This window comes from Sphingobium sp. B2, assembly GCF_007693735.1.
Lineage (GTDB): Bacteria > Pseudomonadota > Alphaproteobacteria > Sphingomonadales > Sphingomonadaceae > Sphingobium > Sphingobium xenophagum.
In genome coordinates, this window is record NZ_VDBZ01000004.1 from 60,834 (window position 1) to 82,303 (window position 21,470).

The following is a 21,470-nucleotide window of genomic DNA, read 5'->3' on the forward strand; positions in this document are numbered from 1 at the left end:
GCGGAATGGCCATATCCGCCTTCCTCAGCCATCCCAGCCAAGGGCTCGTCAGCGTCATGGATGATGGCTGGCCAAACCTTCCCGCGTTTCTGCCTCTGATGGAGCGAGCGGCGGAGGCCCTCGCGACCGAGCGGACGGCATTCGCCGCGATGCTGACTGCGATCGACCGCCGATCCGCGGAGCTTCTTCCACAACGTGAGCTCACCTGGGTCCAGCGCGTCGTCAGGGCGCGGAAATCCTCCGGGGATTTCTGGGAGCGCCATGCAAATGGGGAACAGCTAGCCGTTATCCTGCGCAAGCTGGTTCAGGAGCGGGGCGGTCAGGGTGAAGACCGGGAGGTGCTAGTCGAAGTAGCCGACGCACTGATAGAGATCGGCGTGAAGGGGGCGGCCCATTTCCAGCAGGCGCTTGTCAGACCTACGACGCCCGAACATCCGAAATGACGTCGGCGGATGGGCGCTCCCGGTGAGGGTCCGCTTTTCTCACCCGGGCACTCCAAAGCGGACTGAGCACAATGTCCCACTTATGCATTCACCCGCTCTCATTTAAAGCCCTTAACCTGCGCCAAAGAGGCGGCATATCCTGATCGTCGTGCCATTTCGCGGGACGCTGCAACACGCCCAACCCACTGACCCCGGCTTCGAATACACCGGAGACTGCTGTATAATGTCCAGCTCAGACATCGGGGCTGAGACAACGACCTCGTTCCCACAGCCACGCTTCAATCTCTGCAAGAGTGACTTTGCCCGAATTGCCTAGATTCATTATTTCACGGCGAGTCAATGTTGCAACACGCTCCGGAAGTAGCCGGTCACGCTCGGCAGGGTCCGCTTCAGGCTCGATGACTAAATGTCGTAACACGTTATTAGCCCGGCCTGAGAGTGCGGCACGGTTAGTTTGAATAGCTTCCTCGGCACGCAACTCCTCACGTGCCATGACATCGCGCACCCGGCCGATGCTGATCCCAAATGCTGCGGCAATTTCGCGCTGTTTCATGCCTTTGGCTTTCATGGCAATCATACGCTTTCCGCGCTCCTCTGCATCGCCTGGCTTCTTTCTGGGTTGCCGCATCGCAGGGCGTTTCACCTCGATTACGCGAACACCGTCCCAGAAGCGGATAGTGTGCAAAGACGCAGATCTGATCGCATCCATTGCCCATGTTTTCGCGGCGTCAACATCTGGCACATCGACCAGCCTCATTGATGGCTCGCCCTCGTCGGAAACCAAATAGAACGCAAACGCAGGCACAAGTTCGTCCTTCGGAAAGACCATGATTTTCAGATAAAATCATTCCGTCGGCAAGATTGCAATTGCACCGCCGTACGGCGCAAAAATACGCCGACATAAGCAAGGAATAGCAGCATATTTTGCCGCAACATTCGCCCGACAATGGTTCATCCGATGTTGAAAGGGCTGGCCACGCAAACCTCATTCGCACGATTTTGGCGGGACGTCCGTGCCCTTCTCTCGCTGCTGTCGCTCCTGATCAAGTTCGCGCGCGATCTGGCGACCCAGAAGACGCGCAAGTCGCAGGATGGCGGCATCCGCTTCGGCAGAAAGACTGGGAGGCGCATCTCGACTGGGCCGCTTCTTCTTCATCGCGGCCGTGTCCAGGATTTGAAGTAAGCCCATTTGGTAGAACCGTAAAACAAAGCTCGGTGGAGAGGGGGAGGAAAGGAGGGGGCAAGATACTTGCGGTGGCCATGGGCGATCGGTCCACGGTGATCAGGGCGGATCGGTTTCCAGTCGGATAAACCTGTGCTATTTTTCCAGATGGAAAGGCTCTGCAAATGCAGGATGTTGATCACGTTGAACAAACAGTTGAGGCACGCCCGCCATCGCCGCGCGCTACCGATTGGTTTTGGCGACCATGGTACGCGAAGCTCTACTGGGTAACGGCGCTGCTGTACTGGATTGGCCTCGAGATCATGATAGCCATCCCGTATGACCGGATTAATACCTCCGTGGCTACCACGATGGTGCTGCTCATCTTCATCTTCAATCCGATCACGGTCGTGGCGGTTCTTGGCTATGGATTTTTGAAAGCCAAGGTTGCTTGCGGAGAATGGGTGATCGTGCCGGGGTCGGTACCGCAAAGACCGCTGGTTGATCCAACTTCTGACCCATTCGATGTGCGTTCGGGTGATTTGCATCTCCGACATATCGGCGTGATTCAGGACTGACATCACGGATCCCGGCGCTCCTTGAAGCTGGGATCCCCGTCCGACATTCCGTTGTCGCGATCGAAAAGCAAGCGTCCCGAACTGAGGATCGACGACTGCTCCATCGACGTGATGGGGCCAGTGACATCGACTGTACCACGTCCTGAATCAGCCTGTCGTAAATACCGGTTACGGAGCCCATCACTACCGAGTACCCGTTCTCCCAACTCTCTGGCGAATGCCTCTTCTGGACGCCCAGAGCGAGAGGCTACTTTTTCTGCAGATGCGATCGCCTCACGAACATCATAATTCACAATGTCGATCGAAGATCGGGCAGAAACTGAAGCGCTGCCACGATCCACAAAGTCCATACCAATCTTGCCGGAAAGCGAACCGACAGCGCTACCCTTGGTGCCGCCCTTGTTATCGCTACTCTTGCCTCCCGAGCCCATCCCGCGTGTCGCTGAAGCGGCCAAGTCGCCCGATATGCTCTGACTATCCTGCGTTTGGTGCTCGGCAGATCGGGAAAGCGACCGTTGCCACCCTGTCTGCACCATGATCGCGGTGACGTCGCGCTCGAGCGTATCAGCGACCTGCGGTTTCAGCCGCCAGTCACCCCGCCGATCCATCTCGAACCCGCCGCGCAACCAGTTGGCCATGGCGGTCTGGCCTTGCGCGCCGCTGCCCAGGAAATGTTCGATGGTGTCCGGCCCCGCCTGTTTGCCGGCTTCGAACCGCGTGCTGGTATCGTTGCGCGCAGACTGGCTGAACCCGGTGCTGCTGGAGACGAGCAGATCATTATGCGCAAAGCTGAACCGGGCATGCCCCCCATTGGCGATAGCGCCAAGCTGGCTTTCGTTGATTAAGCCGCCTCGCCACATCTGCGCGGCTAGTTCCGGCGTCAGGTTAAGGCCGATGTCGCCATTTTGGTCCATGGCGATCTGGCGCTTCGACAGCTCCACGCCATGCTCGCGCAGCAGTGCCTGGGTGCGGGTGAGGCGCTCCTTGTCGACGATGCCGGTCAGTCGCTCGTTGCGCGCGCGATCGGCGATCTCCTCCGCACCGCCTTCAGCCATATCGACCTGGTTTCCGGCACTGCCCGCCAGCGTGCGAATGAAAGAATCCAGACGCGCGGCTTCGCGGACCGACACGCCAGCGGCAGCAGCGCCTTGTGCGAAACCGGCATTGTCCGCCTGGCGCCGCTGCTCACCGATTTGGGCCGAGCTGCGCACGCCATCAGGACCGATCTCGCGCTGGGCATCAAGCTTGCCCGACCGCTCGGCAAAATCATAACCGGCGGCCTCGCGCGTGCGACCGTAGACGCTTGTGCCCTCACGTGCCGCTTCCGCGCTCGCGCCGTCGGCAGTGCCGACCTGAACAGCGGCGTTGTAGCTTTCCAGGGCGCGCAGGACCTGCGCCTCGTTGCGGCCGGTTGAACGCGAGAGCTGGGTGATCGCCGTCGACCGCGCCTCGCCTGAGAGCGCATTGATGAACCCGATACGTCGGCTCGTTTTGGTAACCGAGAGACCGAGCATGGAAGCCGCCTGGCGCTGCCCCTGATTTTGTCCGGTACGATGTGCCTGTTCCGTCGACACATTGCCGCGCTCGACCGCCGCAACCCTGTCGGCGGCATAGTCCCGACGGCCTTCCATCGCGCCGACCTGCGTCTGCGCGGCGGTCAGGTCATTACGCAGCATCTGTTCCTGATCGAAGGCGTTGGCGGTGATCTTGGCAAAGGTCGGATCAGCACCGGCCTGGGCGATCACGGTCGACGCCTTAAGCGCGGCGTCCTTTGCATCATAGCCGCTGCGCTCAAAATGGCGCTGTGCACCGGACTGCATCATCTCATAGGCGCGTTGATCGCCGAACGCCTTCCACTGCACCATGTTCTGCGCGAAAGTGGCAAAAGCGCGTTCGCCGCCCTGGCCTTCGCCGAAGTAGCTCGTGCCAAGCTTGCGGAGCGCGTCTCCCTGCGCAAAATTGTGGATTGCGGACGTCGCCGCATTGGCGCGGATCGCGCTGGCCGTGGCGGGATCGCTTAAATTCCGCCCGGTAACGGCAGGAGAGAGCCCGCCGAGTTCCCGCGCGGCATCGGCCCGGCCAAGCCCGAACGCCGCCGTTCCGATTGCGCCGCCGCCATGTTCTCCGATGACCGACCCGGCTGACGCAAAGGCGCGGTCGAGACCAAAGCTGCTGCGTTCGCCAAAATCGCCGAACCCCGTCGATGTCGAGCGCCGCGCCATCGTGCCACCAGCCGAAGCCTGTGCCTCCAGCGCGGAGGCATAGCCCTCGCTGGTCCCGATGGTTGCCGCCGCCATGCTGCCCTGGCCCTGGACGCCGAGCATACCTGACGTGAACGCGGTGAACATATTGCCAGAAAAGCGGAACACGGTGAACACGAACGCGCCCGCCAGGCCCGCGGCTGCGGTTCGAAACGAGCCGAAGATGGCCAGCGCCTTCATCGCTGCCGACGGCGCAAGGATCCAGCTATCTGCAGCCACGTTGGTCGCGCGCAGTTCGGCCAGCACATCCATCGCCCGGCCCAGAGTAAGCTGGTAAATGCCGGCATCGATCACGCCCCAGAGCGCGACAAACACGAACAGGCCGAGCGCGAAGCTTGCGACCCGCAGGTTGATCGGCGTCAGGATGAACAGCAGAGCGATCGGCATCATCATCAGCATGATCGCGAACACCGAGGCGCGGATCGTCGGCATCCATTCATTTGCGGTGGAAAGCGTCGCAAGCCCGTTGGACTCGATCGCCCGGTTCGCCACTACCCGCGCGGTCGCCGCCGGTGAATCTTCAAACAGCACATCGCCGACCGTCTGACCGAGCAGGATGTTGGTGAGGAATGTCTGCCGGCTCATCGATTGGCCCAGCATCATGTCGCCGAGCGCATCGATCTGCTGGCGGCAGCGATCGCGCTGGCTCGCCTGGTTCACATCGAACCCGGTGCGCGCGCAGACCTGATCGCTGTAAGCGTCGAACGCTGTGGCATCCGACAGACGGTTGGCAATATGGTCCCAGGCTGCATCGCAGCTCATCGTCGTCCCGCCCTTGTCGCTCGCCGTGAACACGGTCGAGAAGGTAGCGGGGCCAGCCATCGCCGCAAAGGAAGCGGGGAGGTCAGTCGAGGTGCGGAACAGCTGATCGTCATCGACGCCATAGGCCGGCGAGACACGCGCGACCGGATAGCATTGCCGCACATAATCCTTCACGCTCGCGTCGAGGAAGGTGTCGACAATCGGGCTGCGCGGCGAGACTGCGTTGAGGAACAGGTCGAACGCATGGCCGCCAGCGCCAAATTCCAGCTTGGCATTGGGGTCGGTGGTATTGTCGTCGATGGTTTCAGCCAGCGCCCGTTCCATCAGGTTGGTGACACCCGCGACCAGCACGATGAGATTGGGAACGTCGCCGACCGGCTGATAGGCGTTGCGCACCCGGTCATAGATATGGACGGTGCCAGTCGTGGCGATCATCCCGGCGAACAGGCCTATACCGACCAGCATCTGGAAGCCGAAGGCAACCAAGCCCATGCCAGAACCCCGAATGCTGGCGATAACCGCGCCGAACGCAATGCCGACCACCGCGACAATCAAAACCAGCGTCTCATAGCGCGGATCGCCGAAGATCATCGCCACCAGGTGGAAGGCATCGACGGTTTCGGAAAAGCCGTCCCAGGTGTGATAGCTGGCATCGATCGCTAGCGCAGGCGCGGCGCTCAGCAAGCCGAACAGGACGCACGCCAGACGGATGAGATGACGCATGGCTCGCCTCACCGGTTGCGATTGGCGTTTGCGCCAGCGGCGTCACGCGCATCACGGTCGCGCTGGCGCACCACCCCGGCATAATTTGCCGAGAGGTTCGCCTGGTTCATGGCCGCGATGTAGGACTGGCGCATCTGCGCGCGCTGGCGCAACACTTCGTCGCGCAGTTCGCTTAGCTGCTCGATGCCCTTGGTCAGGATGCGCGTCTGGCAGATGTTCGTGTTGTCCGCGTCAGCCGCGCCCGCTGTCGTCACGCCGCGCTCTGCATTCTGGAGCGCAAAGTCGATAGAGCGGGTCAGATCATTGAGCATCTGATAGGCGAGGGTGAGGGCGACCAGCTCGTCGGTGTCGGCGATCACGCTGTCGGTCAGGCCCTGCCGCACGCCCCATTCGAGCAGCCGATAGACCGGCAGGGTCCGCACATTGGCGACGAACTGCTTTTCTTCAGTGGTCAGCGCGGCGCGGGTACGGATCTTGGCGGCCACCGATTCCATCCTTTCGCGCGCCAGCAGCAGCGCGCCGCGCCCGGCGCCGTTCACCGAGCAATCCGAAGCTGTCGCGGGAATGTTGAGCGCGCGGGAGGGCACGCGTCCGGTCAGAAAATCATCGGCGCTCTCGCTATCCTGGCGCGGGCAGGCGGGGATGGCCGAAAAGAGCGGCACCTTGTCCTTATCATCCCAGCGCATATAGACATCGCCCACCCGTGCGCGCATCACGCCCGCCCAATCAGACGCACCGACGCGCGCGGCGGCATGGCCAAGCAGCGAACCGGTCTTGAAGATGTCGGTGACCTCGGCCGGGCAATTGGCGAGCGCGTCCTTCAGATCCTCGGTCGGATTGCCCTTATTGGCCTGGATCTTCTCGCGGCTCTGTTGCCAGCTATTGGCATAGCCTGCACGGATAGATTTATAGCCGGTCATCTCCTCGACGATGCCAGACATATTATCATCGCCCCTGGCAATCTGCACCATGCGGTTGGCGAGGCGGCAGTCGTTCACCTGGATGGAATTGAGGTAATTGGTCGCTGCTTCCATCTTCGAGATGATGTTACCCATTTTCTCGTCGAGGGTTTCGAGCAGATATTGGAAAGCGACGGCCGGCGCGGCCTGCAGGATCGTCTCCAGCTTCTGGACCAGATAGTCGGGGTCGAGAAACGACATGCCCCCTAAAAACATGTCGATGCCGCCACAGCCCGCCTTCACCTTGGGAAGCGTCAGGCTCATGAGATAGTCGTCATGGACATCGACGCGGCCCGACATGCCGCCCGCGGTCACATAGCCGCGGGTCTGGTCCTCGAAGCTGCCCGGCGAGCTATAGGTGACATTATCGAACCAGCTTTCGGCCCAGCCTTGCGCATAGGCAGGGGCCGCCTGGCCGCATGACGCGACGAGGATGGAGAAGGCGAGGGCCAGACGATGTGAATGATGTCTCATGGCAGGCTTCCTGATGAAAATGGACATGTGACGCCGCCCCGCCATGATCAGCGTCGCTTTGGGTTAGAGGATGTCAGCGCCCTCACGCCGACGATCCCGGTAAATTTCGACATGGCGCGCACGCCTACCGCGGCCCGGGTTCCGGTCAGCATGCGGGCGGCGAGCCAGGCATTGCGCGCGATATTGGCGCCATGATCAGTGCCGATTGCGATCGGCACCATGCGGTTCCGGTCGGCAAGCGGGCGGACCCATGCGACGGGGTTTCCGACCCAGGGAAGGCCGAGACGTCCCGATCGCAGCATCGCTTCCTCTTGCCCCAGCGTCCGGACCTGCCAACCATAGCGGGTGCGGAAAGCGGAAAGCTTGGTCCACAGATCGCCGCATGGCAGGCAGCCGGGCGATGTGCTCATCTCGATAGTGTAGAGCGACGCTTGGCCACGCAGCATGCTCTCGAAATCGGCAGGAAAGTCGCGCGTGGCGGGCACGCGCGCGAGCCAGAGACGCATATCTGCGCCTGTCGACACCGGATGAATGGCGGCTCGCCTGGCAAGGTCGCGATCGGTCGGCTGCGCAGCGGCCATTGCGGGCCTCTGCACCGATATTGTCAGCATGAGAGCCCAGGCAAACAGGGCTTGCCCGAGGCGCGTCATGGCCTTGGCCCCTGGGCATCGACGAGTTCGCCGCCGATCACGCGCGGATCGGTCGAGGAGACCGGCCCATTGGCGAGCGCATCGAAAAAGCCATCCTCCTCGCCGGCTCCCGTCAGCCATTGTTCGGGCCGGATGTCGCCGCTCAGCAGCCGGACCGCCTGATAGGCCATCTGGGCGAGATTGGGATAGGTCTCGACCCCCGCGGCGATCACCATGCGCTGGGCGCTGTTTCGTCGGATCACCATGGTGGTAGGCGTGACCTCGACCCCGAAACGCTGGCTGAGTTCGGGTTTGCGGTCGAGATCCATCAGGCTGACCTGCCAGCCCATATCCTCCTGGAACCGCTGGACGATCGGCCATTGCACCTTGCAGTAACCGCAGGAGTCCCGTGCGAACATGACCAGCGCAAATTCCCCGGCATGCCCGCGCAGATATTGGCGGCGGACCTGGTCCTTATGTGCGCCGAGCGCATCGCGGGCTTCACCGACCATCGGATTGGCGGCGCGGGCATTGAGCTGCGGATAGGTGAGCATGGCAAGCTGGGTGACGCCGGCAAAAGCGCGGGCCTTGCGCCGGGCAAAATCCTGCAGCCGCCAGAAGTCGGCGACCGCATCGATCGTGAGAACGGTGGCGGCATAGTCGCGCTGCTGCTCGATCAGCTTGGCGATTCGGGGCGGCGCCCATTTGGCCAGTTCAACCATCGGCGGTATGACGGGTTTTGGGACGACATCATCGGCCGCTTCTTCCGCAGCGCTGGCCTTTGGGGTTTCATACCACCAATAGCCGCGTGTTCCGCGATCTCCCGGGCCTGGAGGCGCGGGCTGCGCACCCGCAATATCGACGGGCAGCAGCAGCATGGCAGCCAGCGGGAGGAGGCGCTTCACAGCAGCTTCTCCATGCGGGTGAGCCGCGCAATGGAGACCGGACCATAATAGCGGCTGTCATATCCATCGGGATGGCGTGAGCCGACGAAGATCATGCCATCGGGAATGCGCGGACTTTCCGGTCGCCAATGGTCGAGCGCCTTGCCGCTGCGCGATAAGGGCTTTGCGATGCCCATCAGCCTGCCATTGCAATAGTACCACCCGTTCCAACCGCGACCCAGGGTGGCGGGCTTTTCAACCATTATGATCCGGTCGCCTGGCAAGCACAGCGCATATTTGGTGACATTCACTGGCTTGGGGCCGGCAAGCGGATCGGACAGAAGGAACGAGACGAGGTCGCCGCGACGGATCGGACCAGGGGAGCGGTGGACGACCCAGGCATCGATGGAGGGCGTCATGACCAGCGTGAGCTGTGGCATCGCCCACCAGGCGAAGAGGCCAATAGGCAGCACGATCCCATAGGCCTTGAAAAGCTGACCCGGACGGGGCGGCTGCCCAGGACCAGCAGCGCCCAGCGCCACGGCTGCGCGCAGCGGCAGATCCTTGAGTTCGCGCCAGACCCGGTTACCGGCGCGCCATGCGAGCAAGAGCATCCTGCACCTCCGCCTTGCCGCCAAGGCGGCCATATTCATCGAGAAGCCCGGACAGGGCAGCATCGCCCAGCACGAGATGCGCTGCGCGCGGGCTCGCCTCGTCGCGCTCGCAATAGGGCCGGGTCGGATCGCCCGGGATCATCGCCAGCGCCGGCACCTGGCTGACGCGATGCTGCCGGAAAATCAGGGGATCGACAATCAGCTGCACGTCGCGCATGGCGCAGGCGGGACCTTCGCAGCCCGGATCGCGGCGCAGTATCGCGGCCGACAATTTTGCCATCGGACCAACCTGCCGCATCCCGCCCGGCATGCCGCGAAAAGCCATGACACCCCTGGCCCGTTCGAGCTGCCCTGCATAAGTGCGCAATGTTTCAACCGGCATGGAGGAGGACACGAACAGTAGCGGGACCCACTGGTTCGCGCTGCTGCCGGAAACAACGCCAGCCAATGCCGCTTCTTCGGGCTGTTCAAGACCCAGGGCCTGCGCGATCCGCCGACTGGCGGTCTCCCGTTCGATCGTCAGGGCTTTGCCCGCCGCCGCGACGTCTGCCTTGACGCGGTTCGCCATGGCGGGATCCTGCTTGCGCCGGCTTATTCCCTCGAACGCGCGGCGCTGCGCCGCGACGTCAGTTTTGGTCGGCAGAACTGGCGAAGGTGGCGCGGGCGCCTTGGCTTTGCCGACCGCGCGTTTTACGCGTTCGAGGGCAGCATCGCCCTGGTCTTCAATCCGCGTACGCGCATTTGCGCTCGTCGGCTGTTCGGCCACAGCCTGCGGTTCACTTGCTCGCACCGATGCGGGATAGAGCGCGAGAACCGCCAGAAGCAGGGCGCGGCTAGTTGCGGATCGTCTGCATATGGGCATCGATCTTGTCCTTCATGTCGATCTGGATGTCGGATTGGGCGCGCGCCTCGATTACCGCATAATATTCGGAGAGGTCCATTTTGCTGAAATCGAGCGCCTGGAATTCTTGCGGGCTAAAGCCCCGGCAATAGGGTTGCTTCGCGGTGCCCCAGCCAATCGCGGCGAAAGCCTTCAACTGCGGGCGGCCCTGTTCCTGGATGATACGGCCGAGCTTCGTGTTGAAGCAGCAATGGCCCCGGGCCTTCTGGACGCAGACGCCCAATATGCTCGACGAGCAATAGCTGCCGATCTCATGGCACATGCCCGAACCGCGCAGCATGCCCACTTCCATATCCTGTTGGTCGCAGCCCTGGAGCAGGAGATCGATCATGAAATTGACCGCAAGGCTGATCGCGATCGATGTGGGATCGATGCCGACGATGATGGCATTGGCGCCAGCACTCGCTGCCTGGCTTGCGGTCGCGCCTGCCTTAAAGGCGGTGTAGGCGGCTTTCATGCCAGTGAAGACGCCCTTGGCCACCGCGATCTTGGTCGTAATCGACGAGATCGATCCGCCCATGCCGTCCTTCACGATCTTGCCCTTGTCCTTGCAGCAATTCTGGAAGGTGTTGCTGAGCCCGGCAGGACGGCAGCGCGCGGCGCGGCCGGAAAAAATCTCGATCGTGCCAAGGCAATTGCCATCGGCATCGACGGCGCCGTCGGCTGCGACACCGGGATCATCCACCACCGGCTCCTCGACGATCGGATTGGCGCTGGTGTCGATACAGGCATTGGCCGAGCAGCTTGGCGCGCCGCCGCTGGCCGGCACAGCGCAGGCATATTGATCGCCGAGCGGGCAGCGCATTGCTCCACCTTGATCCGCCAGGCACGGCGTTTCGCCAATGGGGCACATCCATCCGCCCGCGCCGGTCAGGTGACAGCTTGCCGTTTCGCCGCCGTCCGCCGCATCGCCATTGCCGTTAAGATCGACAGCGCAAAGCTGCTGAGCGCTCGCGCTGCTGGGGAACAAGGAAACAGCGCCGGCGAGGAGGATCAGCCCCAAGGGGAAGGTACGCAGCGGCCTCATCGCACGGCACTCGTGCAGACCATGTCGGCGCCGCCCAGGCGCACCGTCTGCATCATCACTACCGCTTCGGGAAAATCATCGATGCAGCCACAGCCCTGCACCAGTTCCTCGCCCTCGCCCGCAGGGCAGACAGCATTCTCCTGGCAGGCGTGATAATGATAGTCCCAGCCCATGGGATCACTCTGTCTGGAACCGGTCACGCCATCGGGAGCTGCGGCTATATTGACCTGCGCCTTGCGGGTTTTGCAGATGGGCTCGCACGCATTGACGCTGCCGGACACGGGCAAGGAGAAATTGCGGGTTGTCAGGCTATGGCTGCCATCGGCATTCTTCACCTGATCAGCGAGCAAAGTCTCGGTCGAATGATCGATGATATAGGTGCCGCGGGAGAGATCGGGCTGTGGGAGCGCGCCGCTATCGACCGTGCAGGCATAGCTGCGCTGGCGCTCGAAGAAGGCGCGACTGATCGACATCGCGCAGGCACCCGTGCCGATCAACCGCGTTTGGGGCAGGGGGGTGAGCCCGGTCTTGACGCCGTTGCGATAGGTGATGACGCCATCGACATTCTCATCGTCGAGACGGCAGGCATTATTGGCCGCATAGCCCGAACAGCTATCGACAAGCTGCTCGCTCGACTTGCAGCCGGCGTCCACCTTCGCGTCGATCGCCGCATAGGCTTCGCCGCCATCGGCAACCGCGACCCGCAACCAGATATCATGATCGCCTTGCGTCAGCCTGGAGGTGAGATCGAGGCCGGGATCGACATAGAAAGCGCTCTTCTTCTCGCATTTGCCCGGCGGCGGTCCCGATCCGGTCCAGACTTCCGGGCCTGAGGCAACCAGTTCGCCGTCGATCCTGATCTGTGCCCAGTCGTCCCCGCCAAAGCGGGTCAGAAGTAGCTGCTGAAGCCTTGCGGCGTCCTTGACCCGCAATGTCATGTGAAAATCGATAAGCGTGCAGGATCCGCCTGTGAGGCTATTGTCGGTGGGCGAGCCCATGACGAAGGTGCGGCTGTTTGGATCTGCTGCGAAGGTTGCGTAGCCGCCCGCCACGCGATCGACGATCATCTCGGCGGTCATCTCTTCCTGCGTGATCTGCCGGGTGATGGCGCAACTCCGGCGCACCTGCGACGTGCCGGTTCCGGTCGACGAGGCGGAAAGCGCCTGGAAAATGCTGCTCGTTTGCGCGGCGCCATAGGCGTCGCCCGCCATGGCGCCGGGATTGGCCTTATACGCTGTGGCGCCAACCTGCGGTTGCGCCGTGCAGGATGTGGTTTGCGCGCCGGTATAGCGGATGAGCGGGCCATCGATGGACGCCTGCGCGATGCCGATACGCGGATCGGCCGTGGTGAGCGCGCCGACAACGCCGCCGCCCAGATCCTTGAGGATCGAGGCCATATTGCCCCAGACCAGATTGCTGCCGCAGCTATTATTGACGCAGTAACAGCCGGCCAGATCGGTCAGCTCGACCTGGGACAGCTTCAACGATCCGGACGGCGAAGCATCCCAGCGGAAGAAGCTGCACGCGTCCCAACTGCCCGGCGCGCAGGAGATGATCCCATTGGCGCAAATACCGGACGTGGGGACCGGGACGGTCAATGCCTCATCGAAGCTCCCGTCGAGATCGCTGTCGCGCGAGATGCTGAGCGTGCCGATATCGCCGGTGGCGCTGGGCTGAGCGAGCAGTTCGAGCAGCGTCGCGCTTTTCTGGCAGGCAAGATTGGGGGTGAAGGTCTTTTTGGTGTCGACCGTGGTGATGGGCTGTCCCGCCAGACCCGGCGTCACATAATTGCCCAGCAGCGCATCGCTATCCGCGCTCTTCGCCCGCGCGGCGGCCGCCGCAGTGCGGGCGCGGTCCTGCGCGGTCTGCGCATGGAGCGGGACAGGCAGGCTAAGCGCAGCGACAAGGACGAGGGTAGCTGGCCTCATGGCCGCGTCTCGCGCAGAGCGATCTGCCGCGACCCGCGCCGCAGCCGGAACAGAAATATAGCTGGAACAGGGTCGGCAAGCTCTGCCCGGAATACAGCCTGACCTTCAAAAACGGTCAGCGTGGCCACGACCATATGCGGCGAAGAGGGGACCGCCGCATGATCATCTGCATCTGTGGCCACGCCGACCGTCCGACCAGTGCCGCAGGGGGGATGCGACACCGGCCTGACCGCATGGGGAACGCCTGGCTCGGTGGAATGACGGGCAGACCATCGGCTGATGCCAGGCGAGGACATGCGGATCGGGAAAGGCGACCTGTTCATGGCGTCGAAACCCCGGCGCAGCAGATCGTCTTTTCAAACAGCATGAATTGCGCATTGTCCTTGCCCGGCGCATGTTTGGCGCTGGTCCACAGCGCGCCTGGCCGCCCGACATTGACGCACTGGCCGCCCTTGACCGGTTCCATCAGCTGGAACTTGTAGCGGCTCTTGGTCCAAACCGGCTGCGGGATGAACGAGCAGCCATCCGCTGAACTGACGGTAAGGGCGCCAAGCCGCCCCATCATGAAGATGCCGCGCGCGGCGAGCCCCGCCCAGGCCTCGACGCTGTCGCCAAAATGGATGTCGCCGGCCACCGGATAGGTCGCGCCCCAGGATCCCATGCACCAGAACAGCGGATCGACGACCTTGCCCGCTGCGGCCGCAGCGCTGTCGGCCATGCAGGCGAGGCCAGCGGCCGGATTGCCGAACAGGATCGCCTCGGGCTGGATGATCGCGCCCAAAGTCGCCGACTGCCAGGTCGGCAGGACCTCCGTGATCAGCGCCACGTCGAAGCCGTCATCCTCGATGCAGGGCAGGTCGGTGAACATGTCGAGCATCTTCCAGACCGGCGCGATATAATAGTGCATCTGCGCGAACATCTTGCGCGTGTTGGTGCCGTCGGCGATGCTGGTCTGGCTGCCTTGCAGCCTGCCACCGGTCGGCATGATGTCAGCGCCCAGCGCCATCATGCAGCCGGGCTCGGTCACAACATCGACCATGCGATTGGGCGACCAGAAGCTGACCTTCACGCCGAACCAGAAGGTCACGCCCTTGCGACAGGCGCATAAAGGCTTGGAGGCCGATTGCGCATCGAGCGCCTTGCCGAGCGGATCGCTCGGACCCACCTTTACCCCGCCGATGGTGATCGGGAAGATGCAGTTCCAGCGCACCTTGGTGATCGGGTTGAATATCGTGCCCGCCTCGCATTTGGAGGCATGGGCGGGGGACGCGATCGCCAGTGCCGCGAGGGCCGCGCCGAGTGTCAAAACGCTTCGGACAGAGAGCATATTCATCGCGCAGCCCTCCGCAGGCTTGGGGGCATGACGACCTCGGCCAGCACCAGCTTTTGCCCCGCCTGCGCGACGATGACCGGGGCGACCGTCAGGCCAAGCCTTGTCTTCACGCGCTCTTCGAGCAGAAACAGCGCCCGGCCGTGTCGCTCGCCCAATGTGATGGCATCGGCGTGCGTATCTGCGGCCTGGGAATGACCACCGGCGGCAAGGAGGATGAAATCGGCGGGCCTTGCGGTGCGCAGCGCCCAGGCCAGATCGCTGGGGTGTACGACGATCAGCCGTTGGGGCAGTGACACATAGGCAAGCGGATTGAAGCTATAGCCTTTGGCGTAAAGCAGCTTTCCGCCCGGCAGGCGGATATCCTGATCGAGGGTATAGAAAGGCACGACCGTTCGGCGGCGATCGGCACGGGCGATGCCGAGCGCGGCAGGTTGCATCGCCGACCAGCGCTCGCGCGGGCCAAAGGCGGCTTTCATGTCGGGAACATGCGCGGCGCGGCTTTCGATCTCGCTCAGCGCATCGGGCTCGGCGATCGGCCAGGTGCGGCCGATAATGCTGGTCGCGGCCGTGACGGGGGCGTGCGTCAGCAGTCCTGGCATCAGCGCCAATGGCGCTATTGCCCATAGGGCATGACGAGGGCGCCCTGGGCCCATGGGTCTAGCGATCACGACGCCGTCTCCAATGTGGCGAAGGGTTCTCGCGCCCCTCGCCGATAGCGGCGCTGATCAGCGCCGCTATCGCAATGACCCCAATAACCGCGCCGAGAATGCGGAGGACCGCTGGCACGGTCGGCAATTGCCAGGCGATACAGGATTGCACGAGCACAAGGCCCTGGCTGCCGATCAGCAGACGGATGGGTCCTGGCGCGGGCGTGGCGGAGAAGATGCCGTTCATAACCGCCTCCACCGCTGGGTGACGGCATGAAAGCGCTCGGCGATTGCATCCCAGGGAATGAGGATCAGACCCGTAGAGCCCGCGCCCATTCCGGCGCAGATGCCGATGAACATGCCTTCGGCAAGCGGCGCCTGGAAGAGCCAAGCTGCGGCATATGCGCAAAACGCGGCATTGGCGATGCCGCCCGTCACCAACAGGGCGTAGCTCATCCGCGCAAAACGGCGTTCCGCCTGGATGACCGTGACGATCGCCTGCGCAACCGCGTCGATACCAAGCGCCGGGTTGCTCACGCTGCGCGCATAGGCGAGAAGCCCATGGACATCGTCTCCGACGTCCAGGCCAAGATCGAAGCCATTGGCGTGATCGGCCTTCATCGCGCCCTCCATTGCCGAAAGCGCGAGAAGACCATCCCGCATGCGCCCGACAGGCCGATCAGCAGCATGCCGCTTGCACAGCAGGCGGCAGCCACGAGGATGCCCGCCCGTATGGCGTGGAGCGGCGGCTGATGGAGCGCGATCCCGGCTATGATGACGAGACTGCCCATCATGCAGGTTTCGATGGCCACCAGCCGCAGTCGCCAATGGAAAGCGGCGGCCTCGGCGCGACGGGCGACACGCGCTTCGATCATCGCTTCTATCGCCGGGTCGTTTTCCCAGTCGAGCGCCAGCTGATCGGGATGGGTTACAGGCTTGTGCGTCATGCTGCCCTCCCGCCCTGCCGAGTATTTCCGCTCAGTATTTGGGCCGGATCGACACCGGCCAGTTCGCACACCGCTTCCAGCGGATTGCGACCGGCCCGCACAAGCGCCTCGAAGGCGGCAACCTCGTTGGGCGCAGAAGTATTGATCCAGTAGCTGAAGGGATCGACCACCAGTCGCGCGATGCCGAGGCTCAATGGACTGTCGATGAACACTTCGGAATAGTTGGGCTTGGCGTTCCGGACCGATTTCAGAAGATCGAGGACGAATCCCGAATAGTCGAGGATCTTGTTATCTACCGCCTTGTCATAGGTGGAACCCTGGAGCAGGAATTTGGTCGCGGCATTTTCCAGGATCACCTGTCCGGTGCCGCCAAAGAGCATGAGGTCGTTCATGCTCTGGAGCACGATGCCAAAGCTACCCTGATATTTGCGCGCGCGGCGATAGCCCTGGCCGAATGCCTCGGCGAGACGGGAGAGGTCCTGCCCGTCGCTGCGGGTCATGAACTGCGCGGCCTCGTCGCACAGGACGAAGCGGGGTTTGTCGCGGGCCGAAAGATAGAGTTCCTGCGTGACCGCGTTCACCACTACCATCACGATCACGTTGAAGAGGTCAGGCAGCGCCTTCAGGCGTTCGAGCTCCAGCACCACGAATTCGTCGCGCGAGATGTCGAGTGTCGAACGACCATTGAAGAAATGGCCATAGGCGCCCTGCGACCCGAAATCGCGCAGATTGAACGCCAGTTCGCGCGCGACCGGCACCAGATGGTCGACCCGGTCGAGGTCGGAGGCGGCATTGTCGGGATAGCGGCCGAGCCAATGGCGCACCGCGTCGATGCCGTCGTCGCCGCGCCCGCTATCAACGGTCCATTGGACGGCGGACTTGAGCAGGTTCCATTCCGATGTGGTGACGGGCTTGCGGGTCGAGGCGTTCGCCATTTCCGCGACGATCGCGACCGCCATGGCAATGGCCGACTGCTTGTCCTCGCCATCGAGCGCCAGCCCCATGTCGAAAGGGTTGAGCACCAGGCGCTCCTCGCCGATGTCGATATAACGGCCAGAGCAGAGCGTGCAGAGCTTGCGGTAGCTGCCGCCGATATCAATGATGCGGATGAGAGCGCCCTGCGCATAATATTGCTGGCACAAATTATTGAGCAGGAAGCTTTTGCCTGCGCCGCTTTCGGCCGAGACAATGAAATTATAATTGTTGATCCGCGGGTCGAAGAGATCGAGCGTGATGAGCTGGCCCTTGCGGCCTACGTAGAGGAGAGCCGGGCGGCCGCCGCCGCGAAAATCGGTCTGGACCGGCGCCATGAGGCTGGCGGCCTTCACGGCCATGCGAAAATCGCGTTCCAACAGTTTGATTGTCTGCTTTTCGGGATAAAGCCCGAAGGGCAGGCTGGCAGCGAGCAGCACGGGAAGCAGATAGCTTTCTTCCTGCACCATGAAGGGCAGGGGTTCTGATTCCCACAGTCGCTTGGCGCGCGCCGCCATCTCGCGGGCCTGGGCGCTGTCGCGGCCGAATACCCACATGGTAGGGATCACCGACACGAACCGGCTGTTGGACGCTTCATCCAAGATCCAGCCGATCTCCTCGATCTGCTTGCCGACCTCGACCGCGAAACTGCCCGCGGCCTTCTGCGCCGAGAGGATCTGCGCCCTCTTGTGGATTTCGAACTGCGAATGATCGAACAGGACCGAGAGGCAATAGAGGAATGGCCCACCAATCTGGTCGCTGTCCTCCGCAGAGCCGCGCATCCCGCCCATGAGGCGGTTGGCGCGCTCGGCGGTGATCCGGCGCGCCGGCGCTTTGGGCGTGAGGCAGCGCGCCACCTGGTTGCCCAGGAACACCTCGGGGCCTTCGAAGCAGAGGTCAGGTCCGGCCTCGATAATCTGCCGCGCGATCGACGGGGCGGGCATGCCGCCCATGCTCTCGCTGAGGAAAACACCAGGTGCGGGCGCAAAGACGCCGTTGAAGATCCGGCGATAGACGCTGATGAGTTCGTCGGGCGGCAAACGCCGAATGCCCATCTTCGCCAGTTGCTCTTCCACCTGGCGGCGCAGGTCCGCGCCGAGCTTCACCCGCGTCTTGATTGCGAGGAACAACCGGAAGTCGCGTACCGGGATGGCATGGAGTGCATCCAGGCCCCTTGTACCACCGCGCAGATAGTCGGCCGTACGCCGGGCCGAAGCCTGGACCAGCGGGTCTGGCCGGACCTTCATATCGAGATAGGCGTCAAGCGCCGGGTCGATCAGCGGATCGGCGAAGGTGATAAGCTGGAGGACCGTGCCTTCGGGGAAATGAATGTTGAGCAGCCCGAGCAACGCCTGTTGCACATGGGCGAACATATAGGCGGACGGCACAAGCTCCCAGGCCTGGCCCCAGCCATCGTCGATGCAGAGGAAAGCTTCCTCCTCTTCGACCCAGGCGACCATCGGCAGGAAATCCGAATAGGCGTCGCGGGTCACGGCGGCGCGCAGGCGCTGATAGCTCAGACCCTTGTGGCCGGGCCGCGCGCTCATGGCCGTTTCTCCGGATGGATGGTAAGCGGCATGGCCTCTTGCGTCGGCACGTCTGTGCTGCCCGGTTCGGGCTCGCGCATCGTGCGCAGCACCGGTGGCGCAGGCGTTCGCCCGCCCGGTTCCACCAGATAGTCGCCTACGACCCAGGCGGGCCGGTCGATGATCGAATAGACATAGCGCGCCATATAGAGCCGGTCGGGGCGCTGCTTGTCGGCATAGGGCAGGATCAATGTCCGGATCGTGCGCGAAGGGCGCAGCATCGGCGATCCGGGAGCCTCGATCAGCGCGCCGACATTGCCCTGGCCAGGTTGCGCCATAGCCGGGGGTGTCGCCATAGCCCTGGCGGGGCCCAAATCTCTGCCGCGGGCTCGCTTCTTGTCCGGAGCGAGCAGCTTGCGATCATAGGTCACTGCAGGATCGGATCTTGAGGCACGGCCTGCGACCGCATCGGCATAGGCCTGGCCCGGATGGATGCACTGGCCATGGTCGCTATTCTTGCACGAGAATTTCTCGCTATAGGGCGACATCACCGATCCGATAGTCGCGCAGCCGGGCAGCGCGAGAAGGGGCAGCAGGAGGAGGCAGGGTCGGAGCATCTTCATGGCTTTGTCTCCCATGGGCGCGGACATCAGAATTTGACTCCCGCGCCGGGTTTGATTTCGAGGGTGGCGCCCTCCTGGATCACGACGACCACATCCTTGGCGGCACCCACCTCGACGATGGGACCAGCCTGGCGGGCGAGATCGAGATAGAAGTCGGTGAGCTTGTCCGAGGATTTGGAGAGCCCGCCGGCAATGCCGGTCCTGGCGGCGTCGCCCGCATCGAGCGTGCGCACCGTTCCCAGCGCCGAGGTCGAGGTGTTGCCGAACGTGCTTTCGACCGATTGCGAGATACCGCTGATGGTCCCGGCAATGAAGGCGCGCGCCAGCGTCGCCCCGGCCCGCGTCACCACCTTGCCAGACAGACCCTTCTTGCCGTCGGTATCGACGAAGAAGCCCTTGATCGGCTGATCGACGATCGAATGTTCGTCGAAATCCACACAGGAGAGCGATACGAGCTGGACCTCGACCCGCTCCTTGGCAAGACTCCCGGTGGCGTTGCCGACCACGAAGCAGCCCGCTAGATTGGCCTTCACCTCATTGGGCAGGACGGCAGGCGCCTGCACCCGGGCGATGATCGGTTCAGGATTACTGGTCGCGTCCCGGCTCGCCAGGGCGTCGATCCCGGTCAGGAGCCGCGCCTTCATGAAACCAGGCGGCAAATAGATCGTCCGATTCTTTTTTTTCGACGATGCGGCATTGTCGGTCGCGCCCTGGGCCACGACCTGACCGGTCGCCGAGCCGATTGCGCCGACCGTCTTTTCGACCGGAGGCGCAGGCGGGGCAGGCGGCGCAACCGGCCCGGTGGGCGGCGCAGGCAGCCTGTCGGCATCCGCGCTGATGTTGCCGGTTTCGGGCGGGTAGGGCAGGGCTGGAACGCTGTCCGGCAAAGCTGGGGGCAGGTCGCCATCGATGGTCTGACCGCCGGTAGCCGTCGTGCTGCCCGGCAGCACTTTGCCTTCCTCGATCGCGCTGACACGGTCGCCCAGCAACTGCTGGCCGTCGAGAACCTTCTTCAAATCCCCGCGCAGTTTGACCTCGAGACTGTCGCCGCGCAGCCCCGCGCCCATGTTGAGCGATGCGGCGGGATCGTTGGGCTTGACGTCTTCTTTGCTGCCCGATGCCGCGTAGAGTCCGATCCCGAGCGCGCCGACGGCAACGCCAACGGCGAGCTGGCGCGCGCGCAGTTTCTGCCGCGCTGACATTTTGGCCCACTGCGCCCTAAGGTCGAGCAAGGCCGGAGACGGACGGCGCGCGGCGTCATCCTTTGGCCCGCCGCTCTGGGCGGCGAGATGGGCCTGATAGGGCGACAGGCCTTCCGGCGTCTCCGCTGCGTCTTTGTTCTTGTCGCCGCTCATTGTCCGGCTCCCCGGCGCACTACGACAAGTCGGGCCGTTTCGCCCGCATCAAGGCGGACCCGGTCCAGCGTGACTGAAAAAATGCCTGCCCCAAGGGCCGGATCGACGAGCTGGCGTTCGTCCAGCATCACCGCCGCCGTGGTTCGCACATGATATTGCGAGGCCGAGAGACCGGCGCCCTCGACTGCGATACGGCGTTGTTCGGTTATCGCCACGCCTGGCAGCGCTGGAATGCCGACCGCGTCGCCCGACGGCGCGACCTCGCTGAACGAGGCAGGGATGCGATCGTCGAGCAGGGCCATAGTGATGGAGACGGCGCGATCTTCATCGGCCAGCGCAGCCATCAACGCGCTATTGGCCTGGGCACGCTGCCGCGCGCCGGGAACAAGCACGACCGTCTGCGCGGGAATCTCCGCCGGTTCAGCATAGAGCGGGTAGGTCGCGCCGTTGCAGTGCACAAAGAACTCGGAAGGCTGCGTCACATAGCTGCGCGTGATCTGTCCCGCATCGTCGATCTCGCGGGCGAGGAACTTGATCCAGGCGTCCGATCCGCCTTTCTCGACGGCAAGACCTTTCTCGGCCGAGAATTTGATATCCTCGATCTCGCCGCCCTCGCACACGACATGGTTGATGTCGCGGTTGGAGAGACGGATCCGACTGGTCTGATCGGGCAGCGCATGGAGCGTCTGGCCTGAGGCCGGGATCGCCAGCAGCATGAGCCC

At 63.3% G+C, this 21,470-nt stretch carries 22 protein-coding genes; 3 read left to right on the forward strand and 19 right to left on the reverse strand.

Going from position 1 to position 21,470, the window contains the following annotated elements; all coding sequences use genetic code 11:
* The first annotated feature begins 5 nt into the window (after positions 1-5).
* Positions 6-443 (forward strand): hypothetical protein, encoded by a 438-nt coding sequence (locus tag FE851_RS21135; RefSeq protein ID WP_145206676.1) that lies wholly within the window; start codon positions 6-8, stop codon positions 441-443.
* Between the two features lie 232 nt (positions 444-675).
* Here FE851_RS21135 and FE851_RS21140 read toward each other — a convergent pair whose 3' ends face one another.
* Complete coding sequence (locus tag FE851_RS21140; protein ID WP_145206677.1) at positions 676-1,272, reverse strand: helix-turn-helix domain-containing protein; 597 nt, start codon at positions 1,270-1,272, stop codon at positions 676-678.
* Positions 1,273-1,401: 129 nt separating this feature from the next.
* Here FE851_RS21140 and FE851_RS26335 point away from each other — a divergent pair, with 129 nt between their 5' ends.
* On the forward strand, positions 1,402-1,626 hold the full coding sequence (locus FE851_RS26335; RefSeq protein WP_186378955.1) for a hypothetical protein: 225 nt from the start codon (positions 1,402-1,404) through the stop codon (positions 1,624-1,626).
* Positions 1,627-1,790: 164 nt separating this feature from the next.
* A complete protein-coding gene (locus FE851_RS21150) occupies positions 1,791-2,183 on the forward strand; it encodes a hypothetical protein (RefSeq protein WP_145206679.1) in 393 nt (130 codons plus the stop codon).
* A 2-nt stretch (positions 2,184-2,185) separates the two neighbouring features.
* Here the strand turns inward: FE851_RS21150 and FE851_RS21155 are convergent, their stop codons facing one another.
* From FE851_RS21155 to FE851_RS21240, 18 genes are all read right to left on the reverse strand, one after another.
* On the reverse strand, positions 2,186-5,929 hold the full coding sequence (locus FE851_RS21155) for a conjugal transfer protein TraG N-terminal domain-containing protein (RefSeq protein ID WP_145206680.1): 3,744 nt from the start codon (positions 5,927-5,929) through the stop codon (positions 2,186-2,188).
* 8 nt (positions 5,930-5,937) lie between these two features.
* Positions 5,938-7,362: a conjugal transfer protein TraH gene (locus FE851_RS21160; RefSeq protein WP_145206681.1), complete on the reverse strand. Its 1,425-nt coding sequence runs from the start codon at positions 7,360-7,362 to the stop codon at positions 5,938-5,940.
* Between the two features lie 47 nt (positions 7,363-7,409).
* On the reverse strand, positions 7,410-8,012 hold the full coding sequence (locus tag FE851_RS21165) for a hypothetical protein (protein ID WP_145206682.1): 603 nt from the start codon (positions 8,010-8,012) through the stop codon (positions 7,410-7,412).
* Positions 8,009-8,896 (reverse strand): conjugal transfer protein TraF, encoded by an 888-nt coding sequence (locus FE851_RS21170; protein WP_145206683.1) that lies wholly within the window; start codon positions 8,894-8,896, stop codon positions 8,009-8,011. Before FE851_RS21170 ends, FE851_RS21165 begins: the two co-directional genes overlap by 4 nt.
* The gene (locus FE851_RS21175; protein ID WP_145206684.1) at positions 8,893-9,489 is read right to left on the reverse strand and encodes a S26 family signal peptidase; all 597 of its coding nucleotides are present in this window, start codon (positions 9,487-9,489) and stop codon (positions 8,893-8,895) included. The genes FE851_RS21170 and FE851_RS21175 overlap by 4 nt, the downstream gene beginning before the upstream one ends.
* On the reverse strand, positions 9,461-10,351 hold the full coding sequence (locus FE851_RS21180) for a type-F conjugative transfer system pilin assembly protein TrbC (RefSeq protein WP_261371145.1): 891 nt from the start codon (positions 10,349-10,351) through the stop codon (positions 9,461-9,463). The genes FE851_RS21175 and FE851_RS21180 overlap by 29 nt, the downstream gene beginning before the upstream one ends.
* Positions 10,323-11,417 (reverse strand): conjugal transfer protein TraN, encoded by a 1,095-nt coding sequence (gene traN / locus FE851_RS21185; RefSeq protein WP_145206685.1) that lies wholly within the window; start codon positions 11,415-11,417, stop codon positions 10,323-10,325. Before traN ends, FE851_RS21180 begins: the two co-directional genes overlap by 29 nt.
* Positions 11,414-13,345 carry a hypothetical protein gene (locus FE851_RS21190; RefSeq protein WP_145206686.1) on the reverse strand — a complete coding sequence of 644 codons (1,932 nt, stop codon included), beginning with the start codon at positions 13,343-13,345 and terminating at the stop codon, positions 11,414-11,416. The genes traN and FE851_RS21190 overlap by 4 nt, the downstream gene beginning before the upstream one ends.
* Positions 13,342-13,527, reverse strand: a complete 186-nt coding sequence (locus FE851_RS26965; protein ID WP_261371146.1) for a hypothetical protein — start codon at positions 13,525-13,527, stop codon at positions 13,342-13,344. The genes FE851_RS21190 and FE851_RS26965 overlap by 4 nt, the downstream gene beginning before the upstream one ends.
* A 137-nt stretch (positions 13,528-13,664) precedes the next feature.
* Positions 13,665-14,678 carry a TraU family protein gene (locus FE851_RS21200; protein ID WP_145206688.1) on the reverse strand — a complete coding sequence of 338 codons (1,014 nt, stop codon included), beginning with the start codon at positions 14,676-14,678 and terminating at the stop codon, positions 13,665-13,667.
* Positions 14,675-15,277: a conjugal transfer protein TraW gene (locus FE851_RS21205; protein ID WP_145206689.1), complete on the reverse strand. Its 603-nt coding sequence runs from the start codon at positions 15,275-15,277 to the stop codon at positions 14,675-14,677. Before FE851_RS21205 ends, FE851_RS21200 begins: the two co-directional genes overlap by 4 nt.
* A 58-nt stretch (positions 15,278-15,335) precedes the next feature.
* The gene (locus tag FE851_RS21210) at positions 15,336-15,572 is read right to left on the reverse strand and encodes a hypothetical protein (protein WP_186378956.1); all 237 of its coding nucleotides are present in this window, start codon (positions 15,570-15,572) and stop codon (positions 15,336-15,338) included.
* Complete coding sequence (locus tag FE851_RS21215; protein ID WP_145206691.1) at positions 15,569-15,946, reverse strand: hypothetical protein; 378 nt, start codon at positions 15,944-15,946, stop codon at positions 15,569-15,571. Before FE851_RS21215 ends, FE851_RS21210 begins: the two co-directional genes overlap by 4 nt.
* Positions 15,943-16,272 (reverse strand): hypothetical protein, encoded by a 330-nt coding sequence (locus FE851_RS21220; protein WP_145206692.1) that lies wholly within the window; start codon positions 16,270-16,272, stop codon positions 15,943-15,945. Before FE851_RS21220 ends, FE851_RS21215 begins: the two co-directional genes overlap by 4 nt.
* Positions 16,269-18,791 (reverse strand): TraC family protein, encoded by a 2,523-nt coding sequence (locus FE851_RS21225; RefSeq protein ID WP_145206693.1) that lies wholly within the window; start codon positions 18,789-18,791, stop codon positions 16,269-16,271. The genes FE851_RS21220 and FE851_RS21225 overlap by 4 nt, the downstream gene beginning before the upstream one ends.
* A complete protein-coding gene (locus tag FE851_RS21230; RefSeq protein ID WP_261371147.1) occupies positions 18,788-19,393 on the reverse strand; it encodes a TraV family lipoprotein in 606 nt (201 codons plus the stop codon). The genes FE851_RS21225 and FE851_RS21230 overlap by 4 nt, the downstream gene beginning before the upstream one ends.
* A 26-nt stretch (positions 19,394-19,419) precedes the next feature.
* Positions 19,420-20,748, reverse strand: a complete 1,329-nt coding sequence (locus FE851_RS21235; RefSeq protein ID WP_145206695.1) for a TraB/VirB10 family protein — start codon at positions 20,746-20,748, stop codon at positions 19,420-19,422.
* Positions 20,745-21,464 carry a type-F conjugative transfer system secretin TraK gene (locus FE851_RS21240; RefSeq protein WP_145206752.1) on the reverse strand — a complete coding sequence of 240 codons (720 nt, stop codon included), beginning with the start codon at positions 21,462-21,464 and terminating at the stop codon, positions 20,745-20,747. Before FE851_RS21240 ends, FE851_RS21235 begins: the two co-directional genes overlap by 4 nt.
* Between the last annotated feature and the right edge of the window lie 6 nt (positions 21,465-21,470).